Genomic DNA, 19,524 nt, shown 5'->3' with positions numbered 1-19,524 from the left:
GCGACATTCTCGGCTGCGCCCCCAGGTGCAAGGAAGGGCCCCCACGTCCGGGGCGGTCGTCATGCCTGCACCAGGACGGGATGCCTGCGTTCCGCAGCTCAGCGTCGATATGGTCGGCGTCGCGGTGTGAAGGTGCAGGACTTCGCGGCGCGGCTCGGGCCCGACTACTACCGGCTGCTCGACCGACGCTCGGGCCCGATGCCGTCGCTGGGAGACCGACGGGTACGTCAGCCCTACCTCGACCGCACTGGCCGTGGTCGGCCCCGATGACACGGTGGTGGGCATCGCGAGCTGGGAGGCGCGCACCCGGGGCGGCCCCATCGGGGCGTGCTACGAGATCGGCCTCGCGCTGCTGCCGGAGCACCGGGGGCGCGGATTGGGCACCGCCGCCCAGGCCATGCTGGTGACCTACCTGTTCCGGTACACGATGGCCAACCGGCTCGAGGCGCAGACCGATGCGGAGAACCTCGCAGAGCAGACGGCACTGGAACGCATCGGGTTCCGCCGCGAGGGCGTCCTGCGCGGGGTACGGTTCCGGCACGGCGTCTGGCGCGACATGATGATCTACGGGCTGCTCCGTGACGAGACACCCCTACGCGACGGCCGGCACGACTCCGGCAGCCCTCATGACCACAGCTATCCGAGGGGCTGACCGCACCGGTTCGGCTGGCGCACCCCGACTGCCACGACATGACACGAGGGGTGGCACCCCGCAGGGCCGCCACCCCTCGTCCCGGCCAAAGGGGCGGTGAGTCACTCGCCGGTGAAGTCGAACTCGCCGTCCTTGACGCCACCGACGAAGGCCGCCCACTCGTCGGCCGTGTAGATGATCGTCGCCGCATCACGCGCCTTGCTGTGCCGGACAGCAACCCGCCCGGAGCCGTCGAGAAGCGGCCCCGCCTCAACGCAGCTTCCGCCGTTGTCGTTGCTCTTCGTGCTGATGTGCCAGGCCACCGCAGGTAGAACCTCGCTCATGACAACTCCTTCACGATGCTCGCGATCAACTGTGCCGACTCACTGGTGCTCAGCGCAGCATCCCTGAGCCGATCGTACGCGTGAACGAACTTCATTGATCTTGGCGCTTCCACGTAGAGTCGCCCGGCGAGATTCTCCAGATAGGCAACTGCCGGATACGGCTTCGGCAGCGTAAACAGCGTGAAGGCACCATCCATCCCCGCATGGAGGGCTTTCGCGGACGGTAGCACCCGGATCTCCACGTTCCGTCGGGCGGTCAGTTGCAGAAGATGTCGAAGCTGTTCGCACATCGTCTGTGGTCCACCGACCATCCGGCGCAAGACGCTCTCGTCAAGGACAGCGCCCACTTTGGTTCTGCCGTCGAGCACCTGCTGTCGCTCGATGCGCAACTCCACCCATCGGGACACTGTGGCAGCAGGCACGTCAGGCTCTTCCGCATTACGGATGACCGCTTTGGCGTACTCACGCGTCTGCATGAGACCAGGCAGCAGAATCGTGTTGTACGAACCGATGCGCTCGGCGCGGCCCTCCAGCCATGGGTACTCGATGAAGGACGAGTCGACGACGTCGCCGTAGTCCTCGTCCCAGCGGTCGGTGCGCCAGACCTCCTCGGCCAGCGCCAGCAGGCGAGCCCGTTCGGCGGCGTGATGAAAGCCGTACAGGTCGAGAAGCGCGATGACGTCGCCTTTGCGGATCGGCCAGTCCGCCCGTTCGTAGCGGCCGAGGGCCGACATGTCGCGTTGCAGATGCTCCGAAACGAGTTTCAAGGTCATCCCCCGCTCTTCCCGCAGGGCACGTAGTTGCTGCCCGAGCCACTGCGCGCGCAGGGTACGAATGAACGGCTTGTGCGGCATGATCCACCTCTCGAAAAAGTTGACGAGGCCCGCGAAGGAACCATTGCTCCAGTTCCAGCCCGCTGGAAATGTGGCCTTCGGGTGAGGGTGATCACCGGCCCCCGGGGACGCCCGGTGCAAGCGCAGTAACCGCGGCTGTGCCAACAGCCGAGAAGGTGACGAGAGACGGCCTCGCGGGTGGCAGCCGCATACCGGATCTCGTCGGGTCTCCACATGGAGCCGCGTCACTGACGCGTTCCGGCTCCGACCGACTTGCTGAATATCTATCACGGCAACCGGGGTCTTCGCGACCCCGACCCGCTCGACGTCGACACATCCACCGGCAGCCCGGTGTCCGTACCCGCCGAATGAGGCTGCGGTCACCGGGCGGGGCGGCCCTGCGCGGAACTCCCCCTCCGCCAGGGCCGCCCCATCCACCACACAGGAGGCGACCGATGACCCGAGGCACCGACTCTGACGGCACGTTGCCATCCCGGCTGCACCCGAGCCTGGTCCGCGACCACAAGTTTCCCAGCGCCCGGTTCGGTCGACGGGGTCTCGACCCTCAGGAGGTACGCCGCTTCCAGCACCGTGTCGCGTTGGAAATGGCCACCCTGCACCAGGAGGTGGCGCGGTTGACCGACGAGAACACCCGGGTCAAACGGGTGCTACGCGACTGGCGCAGCGGCCGGGCGAATCAGCGGCAGTCGTGAATCCGGAGGCAGCCTCCGGCCCGGACGCGGTCTTCGCGCCGCTGCCCCTGGCCGGTGACGCAGCAACGGGCGGGAAGAATGACGCACCCCGATACGTGGTGCACCTGCCCGTGACGGGCGCGGCGGATCAGGCCCAGGCGCTGCGCTTCGCGTACGCGCTGGCCCGTTCGCTGGCCCTGGTGCCGGGGATCGAGATCGCCGGCACCACCGTCTCCGCCGAGGACGCCCAGCACGTACGACAGTGGGTGTTCTGTGACCGGATCATGCCGGACCGGCGGCGTTGCCGGGGCCGGGCCGGGCACGGCGGGCCGTGCGATGCCGACGGCTGACCGGTGTCAGCCGGGCACCCGCCGGTTCACCCGACCTCGACGACGACCAACTCACCGACCTGCTCGCCGACCTGCTGCCGCCCGTCCGGCGACAGCCCGGCGTCGGTGACCAGCAGGTCGGCCTCGGCCAGCGGGGCGATGGTGGCGATGCCGATCGTCTCCCACTTGGTGTGGTCGGCCAGCACCACCAGTTGCCGGGCCGCGCCGATCAGTCGCCGGTTGACCGCCGCCTCCAACAGGTTGGGGGTGGTGAACCCGGTACGCGGGCTCATCCCGTGCACCCCGAGGAAGAGCAGATCCACGTTGAGGGTACGGATCGCCGCCTCGGCCACCGGCCCGGTGAGCGCGTCCGACGGGGTGCGGATGCCCCCGGTCAGCACCACCGTCTGGTCGACGCGCGGGTTCTGGTAGAGCGCGTCGGCGACCGGGATCGAGTTGGTCACCACGGTCAGCCCGGGTACATCGCCGAGCAGGGTGGCCAGCGCGGCGGTGGTGGTGCCGGCGGAGAGCGCGACGGCCATCCCCGGCTCCACCATCCGGGCGGCCCGCTCGGCGATGGCCCGCTTCTCGTCCTGTTGGCGCACCGACTTCGCGGCGAAGCCGGGCTCCTCGGCCGACCCCGGGCCGGCCAGGGTCGCCCCGCCGTGCACCTTGTCCACCAGCCCGCGCTCGGCCAGGACCTCCAGGTCCCGCCGGATGGTCATGTCGGAGACGCCGAACCGGCTCACCAGGTGGCTGACCCGCACCCCGCCGCGCTGCCGGATCAGCTCCAGGATGGCGTTCTGCCGTTGCTGGGCGAGCATCGAACCTCCCAACCGCGCGGACGAGGGAACGGTACGCAGGTCAGGCCGCCGCCGACGGGGATGGTTCAACCGCTGGGACCACTCCCGTCGCCGCCTGCTCCTCCCGGATCACGGCCACCTCCCCGGCGGGTACCCGCAGCGTCCCGCCGCAGGGCTGCCCGGTGAGCAGGTCGATGCCGGTCACGTCGAGCGTCGCCTCGGCGTCGGTGTGGTTGACCACGAACAGCCAGGACCGGTCGTCGGCGCGGCGGCGGACCACCTCGACGCCGCGCGGGGCGTCGACCGACGGCCGGACCCCGGACTCGGTGAGCAGCCGCGCCACCAGGGCGTCGGTGGCCGTCTCGTCGAGCCGGGTGGCCAGGTACCAGGCGGTGCCGTGGCCGACCCGGTGCCGGGTCAGCGCGGGTATGCCGGGCAGCGGCCCGTCCAGGTAGGACGCGACCACCTCGGCACCCGCCGGGTGCAGCCACTCGGTCCACACGTCGGCGGTGGAGCCGTCGTCGAGGGTGACCCGCTCGCCGTCGCGCAGCGGAAAGAACTCCTCGGTACGGATGCCGAGCAGTTCCCGGAACGCGCCCGGGTAGCCGCCGAGCCGGATGTGGTCGTGCTCGTCGACGATGCCGCTGAAGTACGTCACCAGCGCCGTCCCGCCGCCGGCGACGTAGCCGCGCAGCGCCTCGGCGTCGGCGTCACGGACCAGGTAGAGGGTGGGGACGAGGACCAGCCGGTAGCCGGAGAGGTCGGCCGACGGGTGCACCACGTCGGTGGTGATCCCGGCCCGCCAGAGGGCATCGTAGAGCGCCTTCATCCGGTCGGCGTAGGTGACGTCGGCACTGGGGCGGGAGTCCAGCTCGACCCCCCACCACGCCTCCCAGTCGAAGAGGATCGCCACCTCGGCCTCGACCCGGCTGCCGCGCACCTCGGCCAGGGCCTTGAGGTCGGCGCCGAGCCGGCAGACCTCGTCGAAGACCTTGGTGTCCGGGCCGGCGTGCGGGACCAGGGCGGAGTGGAACTTCTCCGCGCCGGCCCGGGAGGCCCGCCACTGGAAGAAGAGCACCCCGTCGGCGCCGCGCGCCACGTGGGTGAGGCTGTTGCGGCGCAGTTGGCCGGGGGTCTTGGCGACGTTGCGGGGTTGCCAGTTGACCGCGCTGGTGGAGTGCTCCATGAGCAGCCACGCCTCGCCTCCGGCGACGCCCCTGGTCTGGTCGGCGGCGAACGACAGGCCGAGGTGGGCGTTCGGGTCGGCGGCGTCCAGGTAGTGGTCGTTGGCGACCAGGTCCACGTCGGACGTCCAGGAGTGGTAGTCCATGTGCTTGGCCATGCCGACCATGAAGTTGGTGGTCACCGGTTGGCGGACCCGCCGGGCGAGCACCTCCCGCTCGGCGCGCAGCTGGGCGCGCTGCGCGTCGGAGGAGAAGCGCAGGAAGTCCAGTTGCTGGGTGGGGTTGGCGAAGGTGAGCGCGGCGCGCGGCGGGTTGATCTCGGCCCAGTCGTGGTAACGCTGGCTCCAGAAGGTGGTGCCCCAGGCGTCGTTGAGCCGGTCCAGGTCGGTGTAGCGCTCGCGCAGCCAGCCCCGGAACGCCTCGGCGCTGACGTCGCAGTAGCAGTGCACGTTGTGGCAGCCCAGCTCGTTGGAGACGTGCCACATGACCACGGCGGGGTGGTCGGCGTACCGGTCGGCGACCGTCTCGACCAGGGCCAGGGAGCGCTGGCGGAAGATCGGTGAGCTGGGGCAGTACGCCTGCCGCCCGCCGGGCCACAGCACGGTGCCGTCGGCGCTACGGGGCAGCGTCTCGGGGTGCCGGTGGGCCAGCCACGGGGGTGGGCTGGCGGTGGCGGTGGCCAGGTCGACGTGGATGCCGCCGTCGTGCAGGACGTCGAGGGCCCGGTCGAGCCAGCCGAACTCGTACCGGCCGGGGGACGGTTCGAGCAGAGCCCAGGAGAAGATCCCGACCGAGACCAGGTTGACCCCGGCCTGTCGCATGAGCGCGACGTCGTCGACCCAGACCTGCTCGGGCCACTGCTCGGGGTTGTAGTCGGCGCCGAAGTAGATCCCGTCGCCCTGCCAGGTGCCGTGCTGCCACATGAGAGCAGAGCGTGCCCTTCCCGACCGATCAAGTCAACACTTTCCAACATCGACAAGTTTTCCAACGTTTACCGCCGGGACTGGTTGCCAACGCTGCGATATCGAACCCGAGCTGCCCTCTTGACAGAGCCGTACGGACGGGTAGCTTCAACCGCCACCGGGAGTTCGTGTTTGCCAATGTTCGTTCTCGGTGGATCTATGTTGGCATTCCCCAACGGCCCCCACCACCACTGACGGCCCTCGGGCGCAGCACACCTCTTCATCCGCAGGAGGCACCATGTCCCGTCCCCGTACCGAAGCCGAGTACCTGGCTCGGCTCGTACCGTCCTCCGTCGCCGGCATCGGACGACGTTCCCTGCTCGCCGGGGTCGGCGCGGGCGCGCTGCTCGGCACCGGGCTGCTCGCCGGCTGCGGCTCCGACTCCGACTCGGGTGCCGACAGCAAGGAGGTGTCGGTCGGCTCGAACCAGTCCGACCCGAACCCGAAGGCGGTCATCGTCAAGGTCATGGACGGGTTCAAGACCGCGTCCGGGATCACCCCCGCGATCAACACGGTGGACCACAACACCTACCAGGAGAACATCAACAACTACCTCCAGGGCAAGCCGGACGACGTGTTCATGTGGTTCGCCGGCTACCGGATGCGGTTCTTCGCCGCCAAGGGTCTGGCCGGGGACCTCAGCGACGTGTGGGGCAAGCTCTCCGGCTACTCCGACGCGTTCAAGAAGGCGTCCACCGGCGACGACGGCAAGCAGTACCTCGTACCGTCGTCGTACTACCCGTGGGCGCTCTTCTACCGCAAGTCGGTCTGGAAGCAGTACGGCTACCAGGTGCCGACCACGCTCGACCAGCTCAACGCGCTGAGCGCGCAGATGAAGCGGGACGGCCTCACCCCGATCGCCTTCGCCGACAAGGACGGCTGGCCGGCGATGGGCACCTTCGACATCCTCAACCTGCGGATCAACGGCTACCAGTTCCACATCGACCTGATGGCCGGCAAGGAGGCGTGGACCTCCGACAAGGTCAAGAAGGTCTTCGACACCTGGAACGGGCTGCTCCCGCTGCACCAGCCGGACAGCCTGGGCCGCACCTGGCAGGAGGCCGCCCAGTCGCTGCAGCAGAAGAAGAGCGGCATGTACCTGCTCGGCCTCTTCGTGGCCCAGCAGTTCAGCAACGAGGAGCAGGACGACCTCGACTTCTTCACCTTCCCCGAGATCGACTCCGCCGTCGGGGCCAAGGCGCTGGACGCGCCCATCGACGGTTACATGCTGGCCCGCAAGCCGAAGTCCGAGGCCAACGCCAAGAAGCTGCTGGAGTACGTCGGCTCGAAGGAAGCCGCGGACATCACCGTGAAGAACGACCCCAGCACCCTGGTCGCCAACGGCGGCGCGGACACCGGCGGCTACACGGCCCTGCAGAAGAAGGCCGCCGAACTGGTCGGTTCGGCCACCGAGGTCGCCCAGTTCCTCGACCGGGACACCCGACCGGACTTCGCCTCCACCGTGATCATCCCGGCGCTCCAGCAGTTCATCAAGAACCCCAGGGACATCGACGGCCTGGTCAACAGCATCGAGAACCAGAAAAAGTCGATCTTCACCAGCTGACGGCGAGAGGGGGAGGACCGTCGTGTCCGACCTGCCCCTGATCCAAGCGGATCACGCCGTGCCGGCACCGGCCACGACCACCACCTCCCCGGGTGGTCGTGGCCGGCGGCTACGGCTCCTGTCCCGCACCGACCGCATGGTGATCACGCTGATGGTGCTCGTACCGCTGCTGCTGGTGGTCGGTCTGATCTGGCTGCCCGCACTGGCCACCGTGGCGCTCTCCGGCACCGACTGGGACGGCATCGGCCCGCTCAGCGAGATCGACTGGGTCGGCGGCCGGAACTACTCCGACGTGGTCAACATCTACCCGCCGTTCGTGCCGGCGATGCAGAACAACCTGCTGTGGCTGGCCGCGCTCTTCGTGGTCGCCACCCCGTTCGGGATGCTCCTGGCCGTGCTGCTCGACAAGGAAATGCGCGGCAGCCGGTTCTACCAGACCGCGCTCTACCTGCCGGTGGTGCTGTCGCTGGCGCTCATCGGTTTCGTCTGGCAGCTCATCTACTCCCGCGACCAGGGGCTGCTCAACGCCGTCCTGGGCAGCCAGACCGACTGGTACGGCGACCCGAACGTCAACATCTGGGCCGTGCTGGTCGCCGCCGGGTGGCGGCACGTCGGCTACATCATGCTGCTCTACCTGGCCGGGCTGAAGGGGGTCGACCCGTCGCTGCGGGAGGCCGCCTCGGTCGACGGGGCCTCGGAGACCAGCACCTTCTTCCGGGTGATCTTCCCGGTGCTGCGGCCCATCAACATCATCGTGCTGGTGGTGACCGTGATCGAGTCGCTGCGCGCGTTCGACCTGGTCTGGGTGATCAACAAGGGCCGCAACGGTCTGGAGCTGATCTCCGCCCTGGTCACCCAGAACGTGGTCGGCGAGGCGAGCCGGATCGGCTTCGGCTCCGCCCTGGCGACGATCATGCTGGCCGTCTCGCTGGTCTTCATCACCATCTACCTGGCCGTCGTGATGAGGGAGAACCGGCGATGACGCGCACCCTGACCCGTGAGCCGGGGTCCGCACCGACGTCGAAGTCTGCCCCGCGCCGCCCACCGCTGCGTCCCGCCCGGGTGGTGCTGCACCTGTTCCTCGGCGCGGTCGCGGTCGGCTGGCTCTTCCCGATCCTCTGGGCGGTGCTGACCTCGCTGCGGTCGTACGCCTACACCGCCGCCCACGGGTACGTCTCGCTCGGCGGGTGGACGTTCGACAACTACGTCACCGCCTGGCAGACCGCCGAGTTCGGCAAGCACTTCCTCAACTCGGTCTACATCACCGTCCCGGCGGTGCTGCTGACCCTCTTCCTAGCCTCGTGCGTGGCGTTCGTGATCGCCCGGTTCAGCTGGAAGCTCAACATCGTCCTGCTCGGTCTCTTCACCGCCGCCAACCTGCTGCCCCAGCAGGCGCTGCTGATCCCGCTGTTCCGGATCTTCACGCAGGTGCCGCTGCCGGAGTTCATGAGCGACTCCGAGCTGCTCTATGACAGCTACTGGGGGCTGATCCTGGTCAACGTCGCCTTCCAGTGCGGCTTCTGCGTCTTCGTGCTGAGCAACTACATGAAGGCGCTCCCCCGCGACCTGTACGAGGCGGCCATGGTGGACGGGGCGGGCATCTGGCGGCAGTACTGGCAGGTGACCATGCCGCTGTGCCGGCCGGCGCTGGCGGCCCTGGCCACCCTGGAGGTGACCTGGATCTACAACGAGTTCTTCTGGGCCACCGTGCTGATGCGCACCGGCGACAAGTTCCCGGTGACCAGCTCGCTGAACAACCTGCGCGGCGAGTTCTTCACCGACAACAACCTGGTGTCGGCCGGCTCGGTGCTGGTCGCCGTCCCCACCCTGGTGATCTTCTTCCTGTTGCAGAAGCAGTTCGTCAAGGGCCTGACCCTGGGAGCGTCCAAGGGATGAGCATCGTCCACCTGCGCCGCGCGCGGACCAGTCTGGTGCTCGACGCGCGCGGCCCGGGGCTGCCCCGGATCGCGCACTGGGGCGTCGGCCTCGGCCCGGTGCCCGCCGACGACCTGCCGGCCCTGGTCGACGCCACCGTACCGCCGGTCGTGCCGAGCAGCTTCGACGCGCCGACCGTGCTGTCGCTGCTGCCCGAGGCGAGCGCCGGTTGGAGCGGCCGACCCGGCCTCGCCGGCCACCGCCACGGACAGGACTGGTCCACCACCTTCCACCTCGACGGAATCGACGTCGACGACCCGCAGGGCGGCGCGGCGAGGGTGACCGTCCGGGCGACGGACGCGGGGGTGGGGTTGGCCCTGACCGTCGAGATCACCCTCGACCCGGCCGGGCTGCTGACCGTGCGGCACCGGCTGCGCAACGACGGCGACCGACCCTACGAGGTGCGGGAGCTGACGCCGGTGCTGCCGGTGCCGGCGGTCGCCACCGAACTGCTCGACCTGACCGGGCGCTGGTGCCGCGAACGTGCGCCGCAGCGGCACCCGTGGCCGCTGGGGGCCTGGGTCCGCGAGGGTCGGCACGGCCGCACCGGACACGACGCCACGCTGCTGCTGGTCGCCGGCACCGCCGGTTTCGGCTTCGGCCACGGCGAGGTGTGGGCGGTGCACACCGCGTGGAGCGGCGACCACGTGACCGCCGCCGAGCGCCGCCCGACCGGGGAGTCCACCCTGAGCGGCGGGGAGTTGCTCGCCCCGGGCGAGGTCGTCCTCGGCCCCAGCGACGAGTACGCCACCCCGCTGCTCTACGCGGCGCACTCCTCGGCCGGGTTGGACGGGCTCAGCGACGTGCTGCACACCCACCTGCGGTCCCGCCCGGGTCACCCCCGCGCGCCACGCCCGGTGACCCTCAACGTCTGGGAGGCGGTCTACTTCGACCACGACCTGGACCGGCTGCGGGCGCTCGCCGACCGGGCCGCCGAGGTCGGCGTGGAGCGGTTCGTCCTCGACGACGGTTGGTTCCGGGGACGCCGGCACGACCGGGCGGGCCTGGGCGACTGGCACGTCGACGCCGACGTCTGGCCGGCCGGCCTGCACCCGCTCGTCGACCACGTGCGCGGGCTGGGCATGCAGTTCGGGCTCTGGGTCGAACCGGAGATGGTCAACCCCGACTCCGACCTGTTCCGCGCCCACCCCGACTGGGTGCTCGCCCCGCCCGGCCGGCTGCCCCTGCCGTGGCGGCACCAACAGGTCCTCGACCTGGCCCACCCGGACGCGTACGGGTACCTGCTCGGCCGGCTCGACGCGCTGCTGACCGAGCACGACGGCATCGCCTACCTCAAGTGGGACCACAACCGGGACCTCACCGAGGCCGGGCACGCCGGCCGGCCCGGGGTGCACGCGCAGACGGTGGCGGCCTACCGGCTGCTCGACGAGTTGCGCGCCCGGCATCCGCACCTGGAGATCGAGAGCTGCTCGTCCGGCGGTGCCCGCGTCGACCTGGAGATCCTGCGGCGCACCGACCGGGTCTGGGCCAGCGACTGCAACGACGCCCTGGAACGGCTGTCGATCCAACGCTGGACCGGGCTGCTGCTGCCGCCGGAGCTGATCGGCACGCACATCGGCCCGGAGCGCTCGCACACCACCGGGCGGGTGCACGACCTGGGCTTCCGGGCGGTCACCGCGCTCTTCGGCCACCACGGCATCGAGTGGGACATCGGCGCGATCAGCGACGACGAGCGGGCCGAGCTGGCCGCCTGGGTGGCCCTGCACAAACGGCTCCGGCCGCTGCTGCACACCGGCCGGGTGACCCGGATCGACCACCCGGACCCGGCCGTCCAGGCGCACGGCGTGGTCGCCCACGACCGCTCCCGCGCGGTGTACGCGGTGTCCCGGCTGGCCACCTCCGCCACGCAGGCCCCGGGCCCGCTCCGGCTGCCCGGCCTCGACCCGGCCCGGCGGTACGCCGTCCGCCCGGCCGCAGGGGTGCCGGAGCCGGCGATGTTGCAGATCACCGCACCCCGCTGGCTGCCCACCGTGACACTGAGCGGTGCGGTGCTGGGGTCGTTGGGCCTGCAACTGCCCGCCCTGCACCCGGAACAGGCCCTGCTCCTGGAGGTCGACGCAATCGACATCGCTTGATCTATACAGGGGAGACGATATTGCGGTATCCGCGACAGGTCGACACCGCAATATCGCCCCCACTGAGTCGATCACGAAACACGCGAGGCGAGGCGGAGCCGAGCGGGGGCGTACCGGAGAAGGCGGTGGCCGGGTCCGGGCGGACCCGGCCACCGATGGTCCGGAGGCGATCAGCTCGCGGTGCAGGTCACCGCAGGAACCGGGTTGGTGCCGGTCCAGCTGCCGATGAAGCCGAAGGCGGCGCTGGCCCCGGCCCCGAGCCGGCCGTTGTAGTCGACGTTGCGGGCGGTCACGGTGCTGCCGCTGGTGCTCACCGAGGCGTTCCACGACTGACTGACGGTCTGGCCGTTGGCGAAGGTCCACTTCGTCGTCCAGCCGCTGATGGCCGCGTTGCCGGCCGTCACCTTGACCTCACCCTGGAAGCCGCCCTGCCACGAACCGATGATCGTGTAGGTCGCCGTGCAGCCACCGGTCGCCGGCGGAGTCGTGGTGGGCGGAGTGGTCGGCGGCGTGGTCGGCGGAGTCGTGGGTGGAGTGGTCGGCGGGGTCGTCGGCGGCGTGGTGGGCGGGGTGGTCGGGGTGGTGCCGGAGTAGACCGACGCCTCCTTCGACGTCGCCTTGATGCCGTTGGCGCCGTTGAAGATCCGCTGGCCCCAGGTGGTCAGGGCGGCCGGGTTGAAGTTCGTGGTCATGTCGAGGTATTCCACGCCGCCGCCGTTGCCGCTCCACGACCAGCCCAGGTAACCGATCCCGTTGGCCTGGCTGTACGACAGGATGGTGTCCTCGTCGGGGTTGCCGTCGGAGTGGTCGAAGCCGAACTCGCCGACCACGATGGGCAGCTTGGCGCTACGGAACCGGCCCAGGTAGTCGCTGATCTCGGCGGCGGTGTCGAAGACGCCGTACATGTGGATCGAGAAGACGGTGTTCTTCTGCGGGTCGGCGGCGAACACGCCGGCCGCGTTGTCGCGCATGGTGAACGACCAGTCCTGACCCCAGTTCGGCGCGTCCACCATGATCGTGTGGGTGAGCCCGCCGGCCCGCAGCCGCTTGATCGCGTTGGCGCTGTCGGTGGCCCAGGTGGCATAGCCCTGGTTGCCGTACGGCTCGTTGCCGATGTTGACGATGACGTACCGCTCCTGGCCCTGCAGGGCGCTGGCGATGCTCAGCCAGTAGTCGACCGCCCGGTCCAGGGTGATCGCGCCGGCCTGCTCGCCGTAGCCGGTGGTGTCGTGCACCTCCAGCACGCAGATCAGCTTGTTGGCCTTGCAGAGCGAGATGACGTTGCTGACGTCGGCGGCGGTGTTCTTGGTCCAGCGGTCACCGCTGGCCAGCACCACCCGTACGGTGTTCGCGCCCAGCGCCTTGATGTTGGCGAAGGAACTGGTCTGCTGCGGGTACCAGGTGTGGGCGTGGTTGACGCCACGCATGATGAACTCGTTGCCGTTGGCGTCGTAGAGCTTGCCGCCGGAGACCGAGAAACCGGCCGCGGCCTGGGCCGGCTGGCCGAAGGCGAACACGGCGGCGAGAACGGTGAGCAGGGCGACGCCGGCGACGGAAAGTCGCTTCTTCATGGCTTTCCTCAGGAAGGTCGACCCCGTTGCCCTGGCGGGGTGGCGATGGTGGTGACGGTGGCGCTCGGCTGTAGCCCGACAGCCGCCGCCTGACTCCCAGGCCGCGTGCGGATCAGCGTAGGCCGATGACACAGGGAAGGCAACCGGTTAAGTTGCCCGGCTGTCCCCGCCAGGTCCTGTGGCGACCCACGCCGGCCGCGGGCCGCCACAGGGGGCAGTCATCCCCACCACAGGATGTGACGCCACCAGCCTGAACCGGTTAAGCCGGACCTTAGACGCCGCTCCCGTCACCGTCAAGAGGCACCGCGCCGGACGACGCGCCGGGACAGCCGAGGTTGACCGGCACCGACCAGGGGTAATCGGTGACGATCGTCGCCCGGAAGGAGCAACAGGATGGTCAGCGTCGGCTACACCCTGATGTGCGAACAGGCCGGCCCGAAGCAGTTGGTCGACCACGCGGTACGGGCGGAGGCGGCCGGCTTCGACCAGCTGGTCATGTCCGACCACTACTACCCGTGGCTCGACGCGCAGGGCCACTCCCCGTACGCCTGGTCGGTGCTGGGCGCGGTCGCCCACGCCACCGGCCGGGCCGCGCTGATGTCCTTCGTGACCTGCCCGATCCGCCGCTACCACCCGGCGGTGGTGGCGCAGAAGGCCAGCACCATCGGGGTCCTCTCCGACGGCCGGTTCACCCTCGGCCTCGGTGCCGGGGAGAACCTCAACGAGCACGTGGTCGGCGGCTGGCCGCACGTCGAGCAGCGACACGAGATGTTCTCCGAGGCGCTCCAGATCATCCGTCCGCTGCTCAACGGTGAGACGTTGACCTTCTCCGGCAACCACTTCGACGTCCCCGACGCCTACCTCTGGGACCGGCCGGAACGCCCCGTCCCGATGGCCGTGGCCGCGTCCGGGCCGTCGTCGGCAGCGCTCGCCGCCGAGTACGCCGACGGCATCGTCGCCACCGAACCCGACCCCCGGATCATCCAGCTGTACGACGACGCGGGCGGCGTCGGGCGGCCCCGCTACGGCCAGGTGGCGATCTGCTACGGCCCCGACGAGGCCGAGTGTCGCAAGATCGCGCACGACCAGTTCCGCTGGTTCGGCAACGGCTGGAAGGTCAACGCCGACCTGCCCGACCCGGACGCCCTCGCCGCCGCCACCCAGTTCGTCCGCGAGAGTGACGTCGCCGACGGCATCCCCTGCGGCCCCGACGTCGACCGGCACGTCGAGGCGTTCCGCGCCTTCGTCGACGCCGGCTTCACCCACGTGTCGATCGTGCAGGTCGGCGGGGACACCCAGCCGATGTTCCTGGACTGGGCGCAGGAGCAGCTCCTCCCCCGCCTCCGCGAACTCTGATCCACACCCCTCACCCGGCCGGCCCGGACACCTCCCCGGGACCGGCCGTCGACCCCGCCACTACAGGGGACGCCAGCCGGTCGGGTCGTCGCTACCGTCGACCAGCCTGATCGAGGCGGCCAGGTCGAGCCCCCCGTCGCGCCCACCCACCGCGGCGTGGCCCGCCTCGGACTCCGTGTCCACCTCGGCGACGCAACCCGCGCAGCCGGGCACCTGGGCCACCCGATAGGCACCGAACCCCTTCGGCCCGTCGTCCGCCGAGGCGACCCGCCCACGCACCATCAGCCGGGTACGACGGAAGTCCGACCCGTCTCCGGCGAACACCCCGTCGGAGACGCCGATGAGGATGTCGCGCCCGCCCGCCTCGCCCGCGCCCGCCTTCATCACGTAGTGCGCGGTCACGTCCAGCCACCTCCCCCGGTACGTTCGGATCTCCACACCCTTGAGCATGCTGCCGGGCGGATCGGCGACCGGCTCGAACGGGACGGTCACCCGCTGTTCCTCCCAGAGCAGGCCGGTGGCCACCTGACGTACGACCGCCTCCGGCTGGTCGAACCCGATGACCCCCACGGAGATCCACCCGTCCGGCGCGTACTGCCAGGACAGCACGGTGTCGCCGCCGCCGGCCCACAGGTGGGCGGGGTGCCCCCCCACCGGGGCGACCGGGGATCCGGGCAGGTCGACCGACGGGGCCGGCGACGGCATCCGCCGATCCGACTTCCGCCGGTACTGGCCGAAGACGTCCTGTCCACGCGCACCCACCCGGACGACCACCGACGCGCTGGAGGCCATCATGGGACCGGGTTCCACCGGACCGCCGGGGCTCAGCGCCTCCGGCACGTCTGCCCGCACCGAGATCACGTACAGATCCGACTGGTACGACTGATGGCCGGCTCCGGCCGGCAGGTTCCCCAGCCGGAGCAACCGGCGGGTCGGGTCGAACCTCTCCGGGGCCACTGCCGGCGGCCCGGTCCGGCTCACCGTCGGTGACGGAAGGTTGCCGTCGCCGGGGATCGTGCCCTGCCGTACGCCGACGACCGCGACGGCGACGCCGAACAGGGCGAACACGGTCACGATGGCCGCCGCTGCCGTCACCACCCGGCGGCGACGTCGCATCACCTGTTCCCCCGCCACCAGCAAGGTCTCCGGCCCCACCCCGCCGTCGGGCAGGTCGTCGGCGGCCCGCGCCAACAGCTGCCGGACCAGGGTCTCCTCGTCGTGGCTCATCGATTCACCTCCGTCGGGTCCGCCAGCGGCAGCTGTCGGCGCAGCGCGGCGAGCCCGCGCGCGGTCTGGCTCTTGACGTTGCCGGTCGAGCAGCCCAGCACCCTGGCGGTCTGCTCGACGCTCAGGTCGGCGTAGAAGCGCAGCACCAGCACCACCCGCTGACCGGGAGGCACCGTTGCCAGCGCGGCCCGCACCGCCACCGTGTCCACCACCGCATCCGTCGGCGGGACACCCCTCGGCTCCGGTTCCGGCGCGCGGTCGAACAGCTGCACCCCGAACCAACGGGAGCGCCGCTCCTGCCGGAACGCGTTGACCAGCATCCGGTGCACGTACGCCGCCACGTCGTCGGCGGCCCGCGCCCGGCCCCACTTCACGTACAACCGGGTCAGTGTCTGCTGCACGACATCGTCGGCGCGGTGGGCGTCACCTCCGGTCAGCAGGTACGCCGTCCGTCGCAGCTTCGGCGTCACCGCCGTCACGAACTCGACGTACTCCTGCCGTTGCGTCGCCTGCATCGACCACTCCCCGTCCCGGACGCTGGCACTGTCACCGTACGGATGGCCCCCGGACCGGAATCGGTTGCACGGGGGCGCACCTCAGAACGGGCACCACCCGGCTTCGTCGTCGGGGTCGGTGACCAGCCGGACACGGCCGGCGAGGGCCAGCGCGGCCCCGGGGCCGCCGAGCGCGGCCAGACCGTGGGGCGTCAGGGCGCCGACCTCGGCCGCCGAGGGCCGCGTCGCACCAGGGATCCGACCGACCCGGTACGTGCCGAGACCGCCGGTCGACCACGCCGGCCGGCCGTCGACCACGGCGCTCCCGTCGTCGCCCACCCGGTCCCGGGTCACGCCGACGGTCAGATCGCCGTACGGCGACGAGGAGCCGGGTGCGACGTAGCCGGTCCACGCCCGGTGCCACCGACCGTCCCGCCGCTCGACCACCACCCGTTCGAGTCGGCAGCCCGTCGGGGGTGGCAGCCGGACGAAGGGCACCATGAGCGGTCGGTCCTCGTCGACCAGCCCTTCGGCGATCCGCCGCAGGACGCCGGCCGCGCCGGGCAGGTTGGTGGCCAGCACGGCGGCCCACCCGTCAGCGGCGTACCGCCAGACCAGGGCGGCACGCGCACCGTCGGGGCTGACGTACCGGTACGCCGGCCGGTCCCGCACCGGCGCGACGGCGACCCCGATCGGGGCCATCGGTGGGGCCGACCCGGCCAGCTCCGGATCCCACTCGCGCAGCGGCCGGCACACGTCCACACCCCGGGCACCCACCGTCACGGTCACCACCCGCCCGGCTCGGGCCGGATCAGTCGCTGGGCCGGGAGCGCGGTGCGGGACGGGTCCGGGCAGCAGTGCGGTGACCGAGTGCTCCCGCCGCTGCCCGGCATACGTCCGGTGGGTCAACTCCCCGGGTAGCCAGGAGAGCCGGAAGACCTGCCGACCGGGATCGAACTCCGCCGTGGCGTACCCGGTGTTCTCCTGCTCCCGCATGGCACCCATCGGCCACTCCCCGTCCCGGACGTTGGCGCTGTCACCGTACGGATGGCGGCGGGGCCGGGGACGGTTGCACGGGCTCGGTCAGCAGAGCCAGGGCCTGCTGGCGGCGGCGCGGGCCCGAGGTCGGACACGCCGACCACGGCAGGCGTCGACAAGTCCGTCAGGCCGGATCGAGGTCCAGGTCGGCGACGACCGGGTAGTGGTCGGAGCCGTACTCGGTGTCACCGCCGCGGACCACCCGGAAGTCCCGCAGCCGGGCGGCGAGCGCCGGGGTGCCGAGCAGGTAGTCCAACCGCATGCCGGAGAACTCGACGCCCCCGCCGTGCCAGGTCGGCGCGGTCAGGCCCGCCTCGGGCGGCCCGCCGGTGTGGGCCCAGAGGTCGACCAGGCCGGCGGCGAGCAGCCGGGCCACCGCCCGGGTCTCCACCGTCCGCCCGTCGCGGCGCAGGTGCCGTCGCCGGTACGCCGCCGGCAGCCGGGCCACCCGTTCGGCGTGCCCGGTGACCGGGTCGAGGGTGTTCAGATCACCGGCGAGCAGGGCCAGCTCCCCCGGCGTACGGCGCAGCGCCCCGGCGAGCCAACCGGCCTCGATCCGCCGCCGCAGCCCGGTGTACGGGTCGAGATGCGCGCTGAGCACGGTGAGCGGGCCGGCGGTGGTGGCCAGCTCCACCCGCTGCGCCGCGTGGTGGAACGGCCGCCGGACCGGCCCGGCCGAACAGATCCGCCACCCGGGGCGGACCAGCACGGCCACCGGCTGACCGAAGCAGGCACGGGCCAGCCGCGGGCGCATCCCCACCCGGTCGGCGAACCCGGCCAGCACGCCCGGCCGGTCGAAGCCGCGCAGCTCCTGCAGGGCCAGCACGTCGGGGGCCTGCGCGGCGACGACCCGGGCCACCAGGTCCCGGCGGTCGGGTCCGGTCCGGTCCCGGCCGCCGGTCCTGATGTTCCAGGTCATCATCCGCAGCACGGTCGGTGGCTCACTCCGGGCGGCCGGCCTTGGCCAGCTCGTCGTCCAGCTCGTCGACCTGCTCCGACTCGATCGCGGGGCGGTTGCCCTGGTCGACGTCGGCGTTGGGCCGGATCACCCAGTAGAGCAGGCCGATCCAGAGGCCGCTGAGCAGGAGCGCGCCCATGAAGTCGGTCGGGTGGTGCATCCCCCGGTACATCCGGGAGACCGCCACCCCGGCCGGCATGATCGCGGCCAGCGCCACGAAGAGCCAGCGCCACCAGCGGTCGGTGCGGACGAACACGACGATCGCGATGACGAGCCAGAGGCAGGTGGTCGCCGCGATGTGCCCGGACGGGAAGGAGGAGGTGGGCATCGGCCCGTCCAGGTTCTCCACCGCCGGGCGGGGCCGCTGCACCAACCGGGCCGAGGCGAGGAAGAGACTCAGCTCGCCGAAGAGCGCCAGCACCACGAAGAGCACCGGCCGCCAGCGCTTCCAGACGGCCAGCACCAGCGGGCAGAAGACCAGCGAGACGAGCAGGATGGCGTGGGTGTCGCCGAACTTGCTCCACCACCAGCTCAGTTCGGTGAGGAGGTCGGTGTGCCGGGCGGCGAACCAGCGCGGCACGTCGGTGTCCAGGGTCTCGAAGACGGTGCCCTTGGCGTGGTAGCTGACGTACGTGCCGAAGGCGTACAGGGCACCGAAGACGATCACCCAGCCGACCAGCAGTTCGGCGACGGCCGACCGGGGGTGCTCCAGCACGTGTTCCTCGGCCGGGGCCGGGGTGATCTCGTCGCCGGCCTCCGGCTCCAGGCCCTCGGCCAGCGGCGGCACCGGCCGGCCGCGCTCCCGCCGCCACAACCGGAAGGCGTACGCGGTGACGCCGAGCCAGGCCGCGCCGAGCAGCCAGCCGCCGAGCACGTCGGAGACGAAGTGCACGCCGAGCGCGATCCGGGTCAACCCGATCAGCGCCACCAGCACGGCGGCGATGGCGATCGCCGGCTTGCGCCAGCGGGGCGCCATGGCCGGCAGGAAGACCAGCAGCAACGCCCCGTACGCGACGAACGAGCCGAGCGCGTGTCCGCTGGGGAAACTGTTGCCGGGGGCGCTGGCGACCGGCACGTCGACCACCGGGCGGAGCCGGCCGACCAGGGCCTTGAGCGACGGGTCGAGGATCAGCCCGCCCACCCCGGTCACGATCAGATAGACCGCCAGCCGGGACTGGTGGCGGATCAGCAGGCTGACCACCGCGATGGTGACCAGCCAGATCAGCACCGGTCGGCCGCCCAGGTCGGTGATCGCCTGGAGCACGGTGACCAGCGCGTGGTGCGGTGCGACGAGCCCGTTGAACCACTCGGCCGCCTCGTGGTCGGCGTGGTACATCGGGCTCCACCTGAACCGGACGAGCATCAGCAACAGCCCGAAGCCGACGCCCGCGCCGGCCACGGCCAACAGGCCGGCGACGCTCCGTTCGGCGAAATGGCCGAGCGGCCGTCGGGCCGTCGTCTCCCTGACCGCGGTCAACCCGCACCTCCCTGCGTCGACGTGGCGAGG

The 19,524-nt window shown here is 71.1% G+C and carries 17 protein-coding genes and 1 pseudogene; 8 read left to right on the top strand and 10 right to left on the bottom strand.

Annotated elements, in window-relative coordinates:
- Window positions 1-199: 199 nt before the first annotated feature.
- Window positions 200-652, top strand: a pseudogene (locus tag ACIG87_RS24220) (GNAT family N-acetyltransferase); the annotation flags it as partial.
- Window positions 653-753: 101 nt separating this feature from the next.
- Here the strand turns inward: ACIG87_RS24220 and ACIG87_RS24215 are convergent.
- The gene (locus ACIG87_RS24215; RefSeq protein ID WP_396853441.1) at window positions 754-975 is read right to left on the bottom strand and encodes a DUF397 domain-containing protein; all 222 of its coding nucleotides are present in this window, start codon (window positions 973-975) and stop codon (window positions 754-756) included.
- Window positions 972-1,829 carry a helix-turn-helix domain-containing protein gene (locus ACIG87_RS24210; protein ID WP_396853439.1) on the bottom strand — a complete coding sequence of 286 codons (858 nt, stop codon included), beginning with the start codon at window positions 1,827-1,829 and terminating at the stop codon, window positions 972-974. The genes ACIG87_RS24215 and ACIG87_RS24210 overlap by 4 nt, the downstream gene beginning before the upstream one ends.
- A 434-nt stretch (window positions 1,830-2,263) precedes the next feature.
- Between ACIG87_RS24210 and ACIG87_RS24205 the strand changes: the two genes are divergently transcribed.
- Together ACIG87_RS24205 and ACIG87_RS24200 are read left to right on the top strand one after the other, a co-directional pair.
- Window positions 2,264-2,521 carry a hypothetical protein gene (locus ACIG87_RS24205; protein ID WP_396853437.1) on the top strand — a complete coding sequence of 86 codons (258 nt, stop codon included), beginning with the start codon at window positions 2,264-2,266 and terminating at the stop codon, window positions 2,519-2,521.
- Window positions 2,518-2,850: a hypothetical protein gene (locus tag ACIG87_RS24200; protein ID WP_396853436.1), complete on the top strand. Its 333-nt coding sequence runs from the start codon at window positions 2,518-2,520 to the stop codon at window positions 2,848-2,850. Before ACIG87_RS24205 ends, ACIG87_RS24200 begins: the two co-directional genes overlap by 4 nt.
- A 26-nt stretch (window positions 2,851-2,876) precedes the next feature.
- Here ACIG87_RS24200 and ACIG87_RS24195 read toward each other — a convergent pair whose 3' ends face one another.
- Window positions 2,877-3,653: a DeoR/GlpR family DNA-binding transcription regulator gene (locus ACIG87_RS24195; RefSeq protein WP_396853434.1), complete on the bottom strand. Its 777-nt coding sequence runs from the start codon at window positions 3,651-3,653 to the stop codon at window positions 2,877-2,879.
- A 40-nt stretch (window positions 3,654-3,693) separates the two neighbouring features.
- Window positions 3,694-5,739 carry a beta-galactosidase gene (locus ACIG87_RS24190; protein ID WP_396853433.1) on the bottom strand — a complete coding sequence of 682 codons (2,046 nt, stop codon included), beginning with the start codon at window positions 5,737-5,739 and terminating at the stop codon, window positions 3,694-3,696.
- A gap of 277 nt (window positions 5,740-6,016) precedes the next feature.
- Here ACIG87_RS24190 and ACIG87_RS24185 point away from each other — a divergent pair, with 277 nt between their 5' ends.
- Genes ACIG87_RS24185 through ACIG87_RS24170 form a run of 4 tightly spaced genes read left to right on the top strand, consistent with a single transcriptional unit; the run spans window position 6,017 to window position 11,373 of the window.
- Window positions 6,017-7,342, top strand: coding sequence for an ABC transporter substrate-binding protein (locus ACIG87_RS24185; protein WP_396853431.1), 1,326 nt, complete (start codon window positions 6,017-6,019; stop codon window positions 7,340-7,342).
- A 22-nt stretch (window positions 7,343-7,364) separates the two neighbouring features.
- Window positions 7,365-8,324, top strand: a complete 960-nt coding sequence (locus tag ACIG87_RS24180; RefSeq protein ID WP_396853430.1) for a carbohydrate ABC transporter permease — start codon at window positions 7,365-7,367, stop codon at window positions 8,322-8,324.
- Window positions 8,321-9,238 carry a carbohydrate ABC transporter permease gene (locus ACIG87_RS24175; protein ID WP_396853428.1) on the top strand — a complete coding sequence of 306 codons (918 nt, stop codon included), beginning with the start codon at window positions 8,321-8,323 and terminating at the stop codon, window positions 9,236-9,238. The genes ACIG87_RS24180 and ACIG87_RS24175 overlap by 4 nt, the downstream gene beginning before the upstream one ends.
- Complete coding sequence (locus ACIG87_RS24170; protein WP_396853426.1) at window positions 9,235-11,373, top strand: alpha-galactosidase; 2,139 nt, start codon at window positions 9,235-9,237, stop codon at window positions 11,371-11,373. Before ACIG87_RS24175 ends, ACIG87_RS24170 begins: the two co-directional genes overlap by 4 nt.
- A gap of 170 nt (window positions 11,374-11,543) precedes the next feature.
- On the opposite strand, the gene ACIG87_RS24165 is transcribed toward ACIG87_RS24170, so the two are convergent.
- On the bottom strand, window positions 11,544-12,944 hold the full coding sequence (locus tag ACIG87_RS24165) for a cellulase family glycosylhydrolase (protein WP_396853424.1): 1,401 nt from the start codon (window positions 12,942-12,944) through the stop codon (window positions 11,544-11,546).
- 393 nt (window positions 12,945-13,337) lie between these two features.
- Between ACIG87_RS24165 and ACIG87_RS24160 the strand changes: the two genes are divergently transcribed.
- On the top strand, window positions 13,338-14,300 hold the full coding sequence (locus ACIG87_RS24160; RefSeq protein WP_396853423.1) for a TIGR03557 family F420-dependent LLM class oxidoreductase: 963 nt from the start codon (window positions 13,338-13,340) through the stop codon (window positions 14,298-14,300).
- A 60-nt stretch (window positions 14,301-14,360) separates the two neighbouring features.
- Here the strand turns inward: ACIG87_RS24160 and ACIG87_RS24155 are convergent, their stop codons facing one another.
- The 5 genes from ACIG87_RS24155 to ACIG87_RS24135 all read right to left on the bottom strand — a co-directional run bounded on the left by ACIG87_RS24155 (window position 14,361) and on the right by ACIG87_RS24135 (window position 19,494).
- Window positions 14,361-15,527, bottom strand: coding sequence for a hypothetical protein (locus ACIG87_RS24155; RefSeq protein ID WP_396853421.1), 1,167 nt, complete (start codon window positions 15,525-15,527; stop codon window positions 14,361-14,363).
- Window positions 15,524-16,042, bottom strand: coding sequence for a SigE family RNA polymerase sigma factor (locus ACIG87_RS24150; RefSeq protein ID WP_396853420.1), 519 nt, complete (start codon window positions 16,040-16,042; stop codon window positions 15,524-15,526). The genes ACIG87_RS24155 and ACIG87_RS24150 overlap by 4 nt, the downstream gene beginning before the upstream one ends.
- Window positions 16,043-16,123: 81 nt before the next feature.
- On the bottom strand, window positions 16,124-17,026 hold the full coding sequence (locus ACIG87_RS24145) for a hypothetical protein (protein WP_396853418.1): 903 nt from the start codon (window positions 17,024-17,026) through the stop codon (window positions 16,124-16,126).
- Window positions 17,027-17,183: 157 nt separating this feature from the next.
- Window positions 17,184-17,990 carry an endonuclease/exonuclease/phosphatase family protein gene (locus ACIG87_RS24140; RefSeq protein WP_396853416.1) on the bottom strand — a complete coding sequence of 269 codons (807 nt, stop codon included), beginning with the start codon at window positions 17,988-17,990 and terminating at the stop codon, window positions 17,184-17,186.
- A 10-nt stretch (window positions 17,991-18,000) separates the two neighbouring features.
- Window positions 18,001-19,494: a phosphatase PAP2 family protein gene (locus tag ACIG87_RS24135; protein ID WP_396853415.1), complete on the bottom strand. Its 1,494-nt coding sequence runs from the start codon at window positions 19,492-19,494 to the stop codon at window positions 18,001-18,003.
- Between the last annotated feature and the right edge of the window lie 30 nt (window positions 19,495-19,524).

The sequence above is a fragment of the Micromonospora sp. NPDC051925 genome (assembly GCF_044548625.1).
Classification (GTDB): Bacteria; Actinomycetota; Actinomycetes; order Mycobacteriales; family Micromonosporaceae; genus Micromonospora.
Note: the sequence above shows the minus strand (reverse complement) of the source record. Positions and strands in the feature narration are given on the sequence as shown.

Excerpts from the sequence above, each read along its gene's own strand:
- ACIG87_RS24215 (WP_396853441.1), bottom strand. The coding sequence starts at position 975 with ATGAGCGAGGTTCTACCTGCGGTGGCCTGGCACATCAGCACGAAGAGC.
- ACIG87_RS24210 (WP_396853439.1), bottom strand. The coding sequence starts at position 1,829 with ATGCCGCACAAGCCGTTCATTCGTACCCTGCGCGCGCAGTGGCTCGGG.
- ACIG87_RS24205 (WP_396853437.1), top strand. The coding sequence starts at position 2,264 with ATGACCCGAGGCACCGACTCTGACGGCACGTTGCCATCCCGGCTGCAC.
- ACIG87_RS24195 (WP_396853434.1), bottom strand. The coding sequence starts at position 3,653 with ATGCTCGCCCAGCAACGGCAGAACGCCATCCTGGAGCTGATCCGGCAG.
- ACIG87_RS24190 (WP_396853433.1), bottom strand. The coding sequence starts at position 5,739 with ATGTGGCAGCACGGCACCTGGCAGGGCGACGGGATCTACTTCGGCGCC.
- ACIG87_RS24185 (WP_396853431.1), top strand. The coding sequence starts at position 6,017 with ATGTCCCGTCCCCGTACCGAAGCCGAGTACCTGGCTCGGCTCGTACCG.
- ACIG87_RS24175 (WP_396853428.1), top strand. The coding sequence starts at position 8,321 with ATGACGCGCACCCTGACCCGTGAGCCGGGGTCCGCACCGACGTCGAAG.
- ACIG87_RS24170 (WP_396853426.1), top strand. The coding sequence starts at position 9,235 with ATGAGCATCGTCCACCTGCGCCGCGCGCGGACCAGTCTGGTGCTCGAC.
- ACIG87_RS24165 (WP_396853424.1), bottom strand. The coding sequence starts at position 12,944 with ATGAAGAAGCGACTTTCCGTCGCCGGCGTCGCCCTGCTCACCGTTCTC.
- ACIG87_RS24160 (WP_396853423.1), top strand. The coding sequence starts at position 13,338 with ATGGTCAGCGTCGGCTACACCCTGATGTGCGAACAGGCCGGCCCGAAG.
- ACIG87_RS24155 (WP_396853421.1), bottom strand. The coding sequence starts at position 15,527 with ATGAGCCACGACGAGGAGACCCTGGTCCGGCAGCTGTTGGCGCGGGCC.
- ACIG87_RS24150 (WP_396853420.1), bottom strand. The coding sequence starts at position 16,042 with ATGCAGGCGACGCAACGGCAGGAGTACGTCGAGTTCGTGACGGCGGTG.
- ACIG87_RS24145 (WP_396853418.1), bottom strand. The coding sequence starts at position 17,026 with ATGGGTGCCATGCGGGAGCAGGAGAACACCGGGTACGCCACGGCGGAG.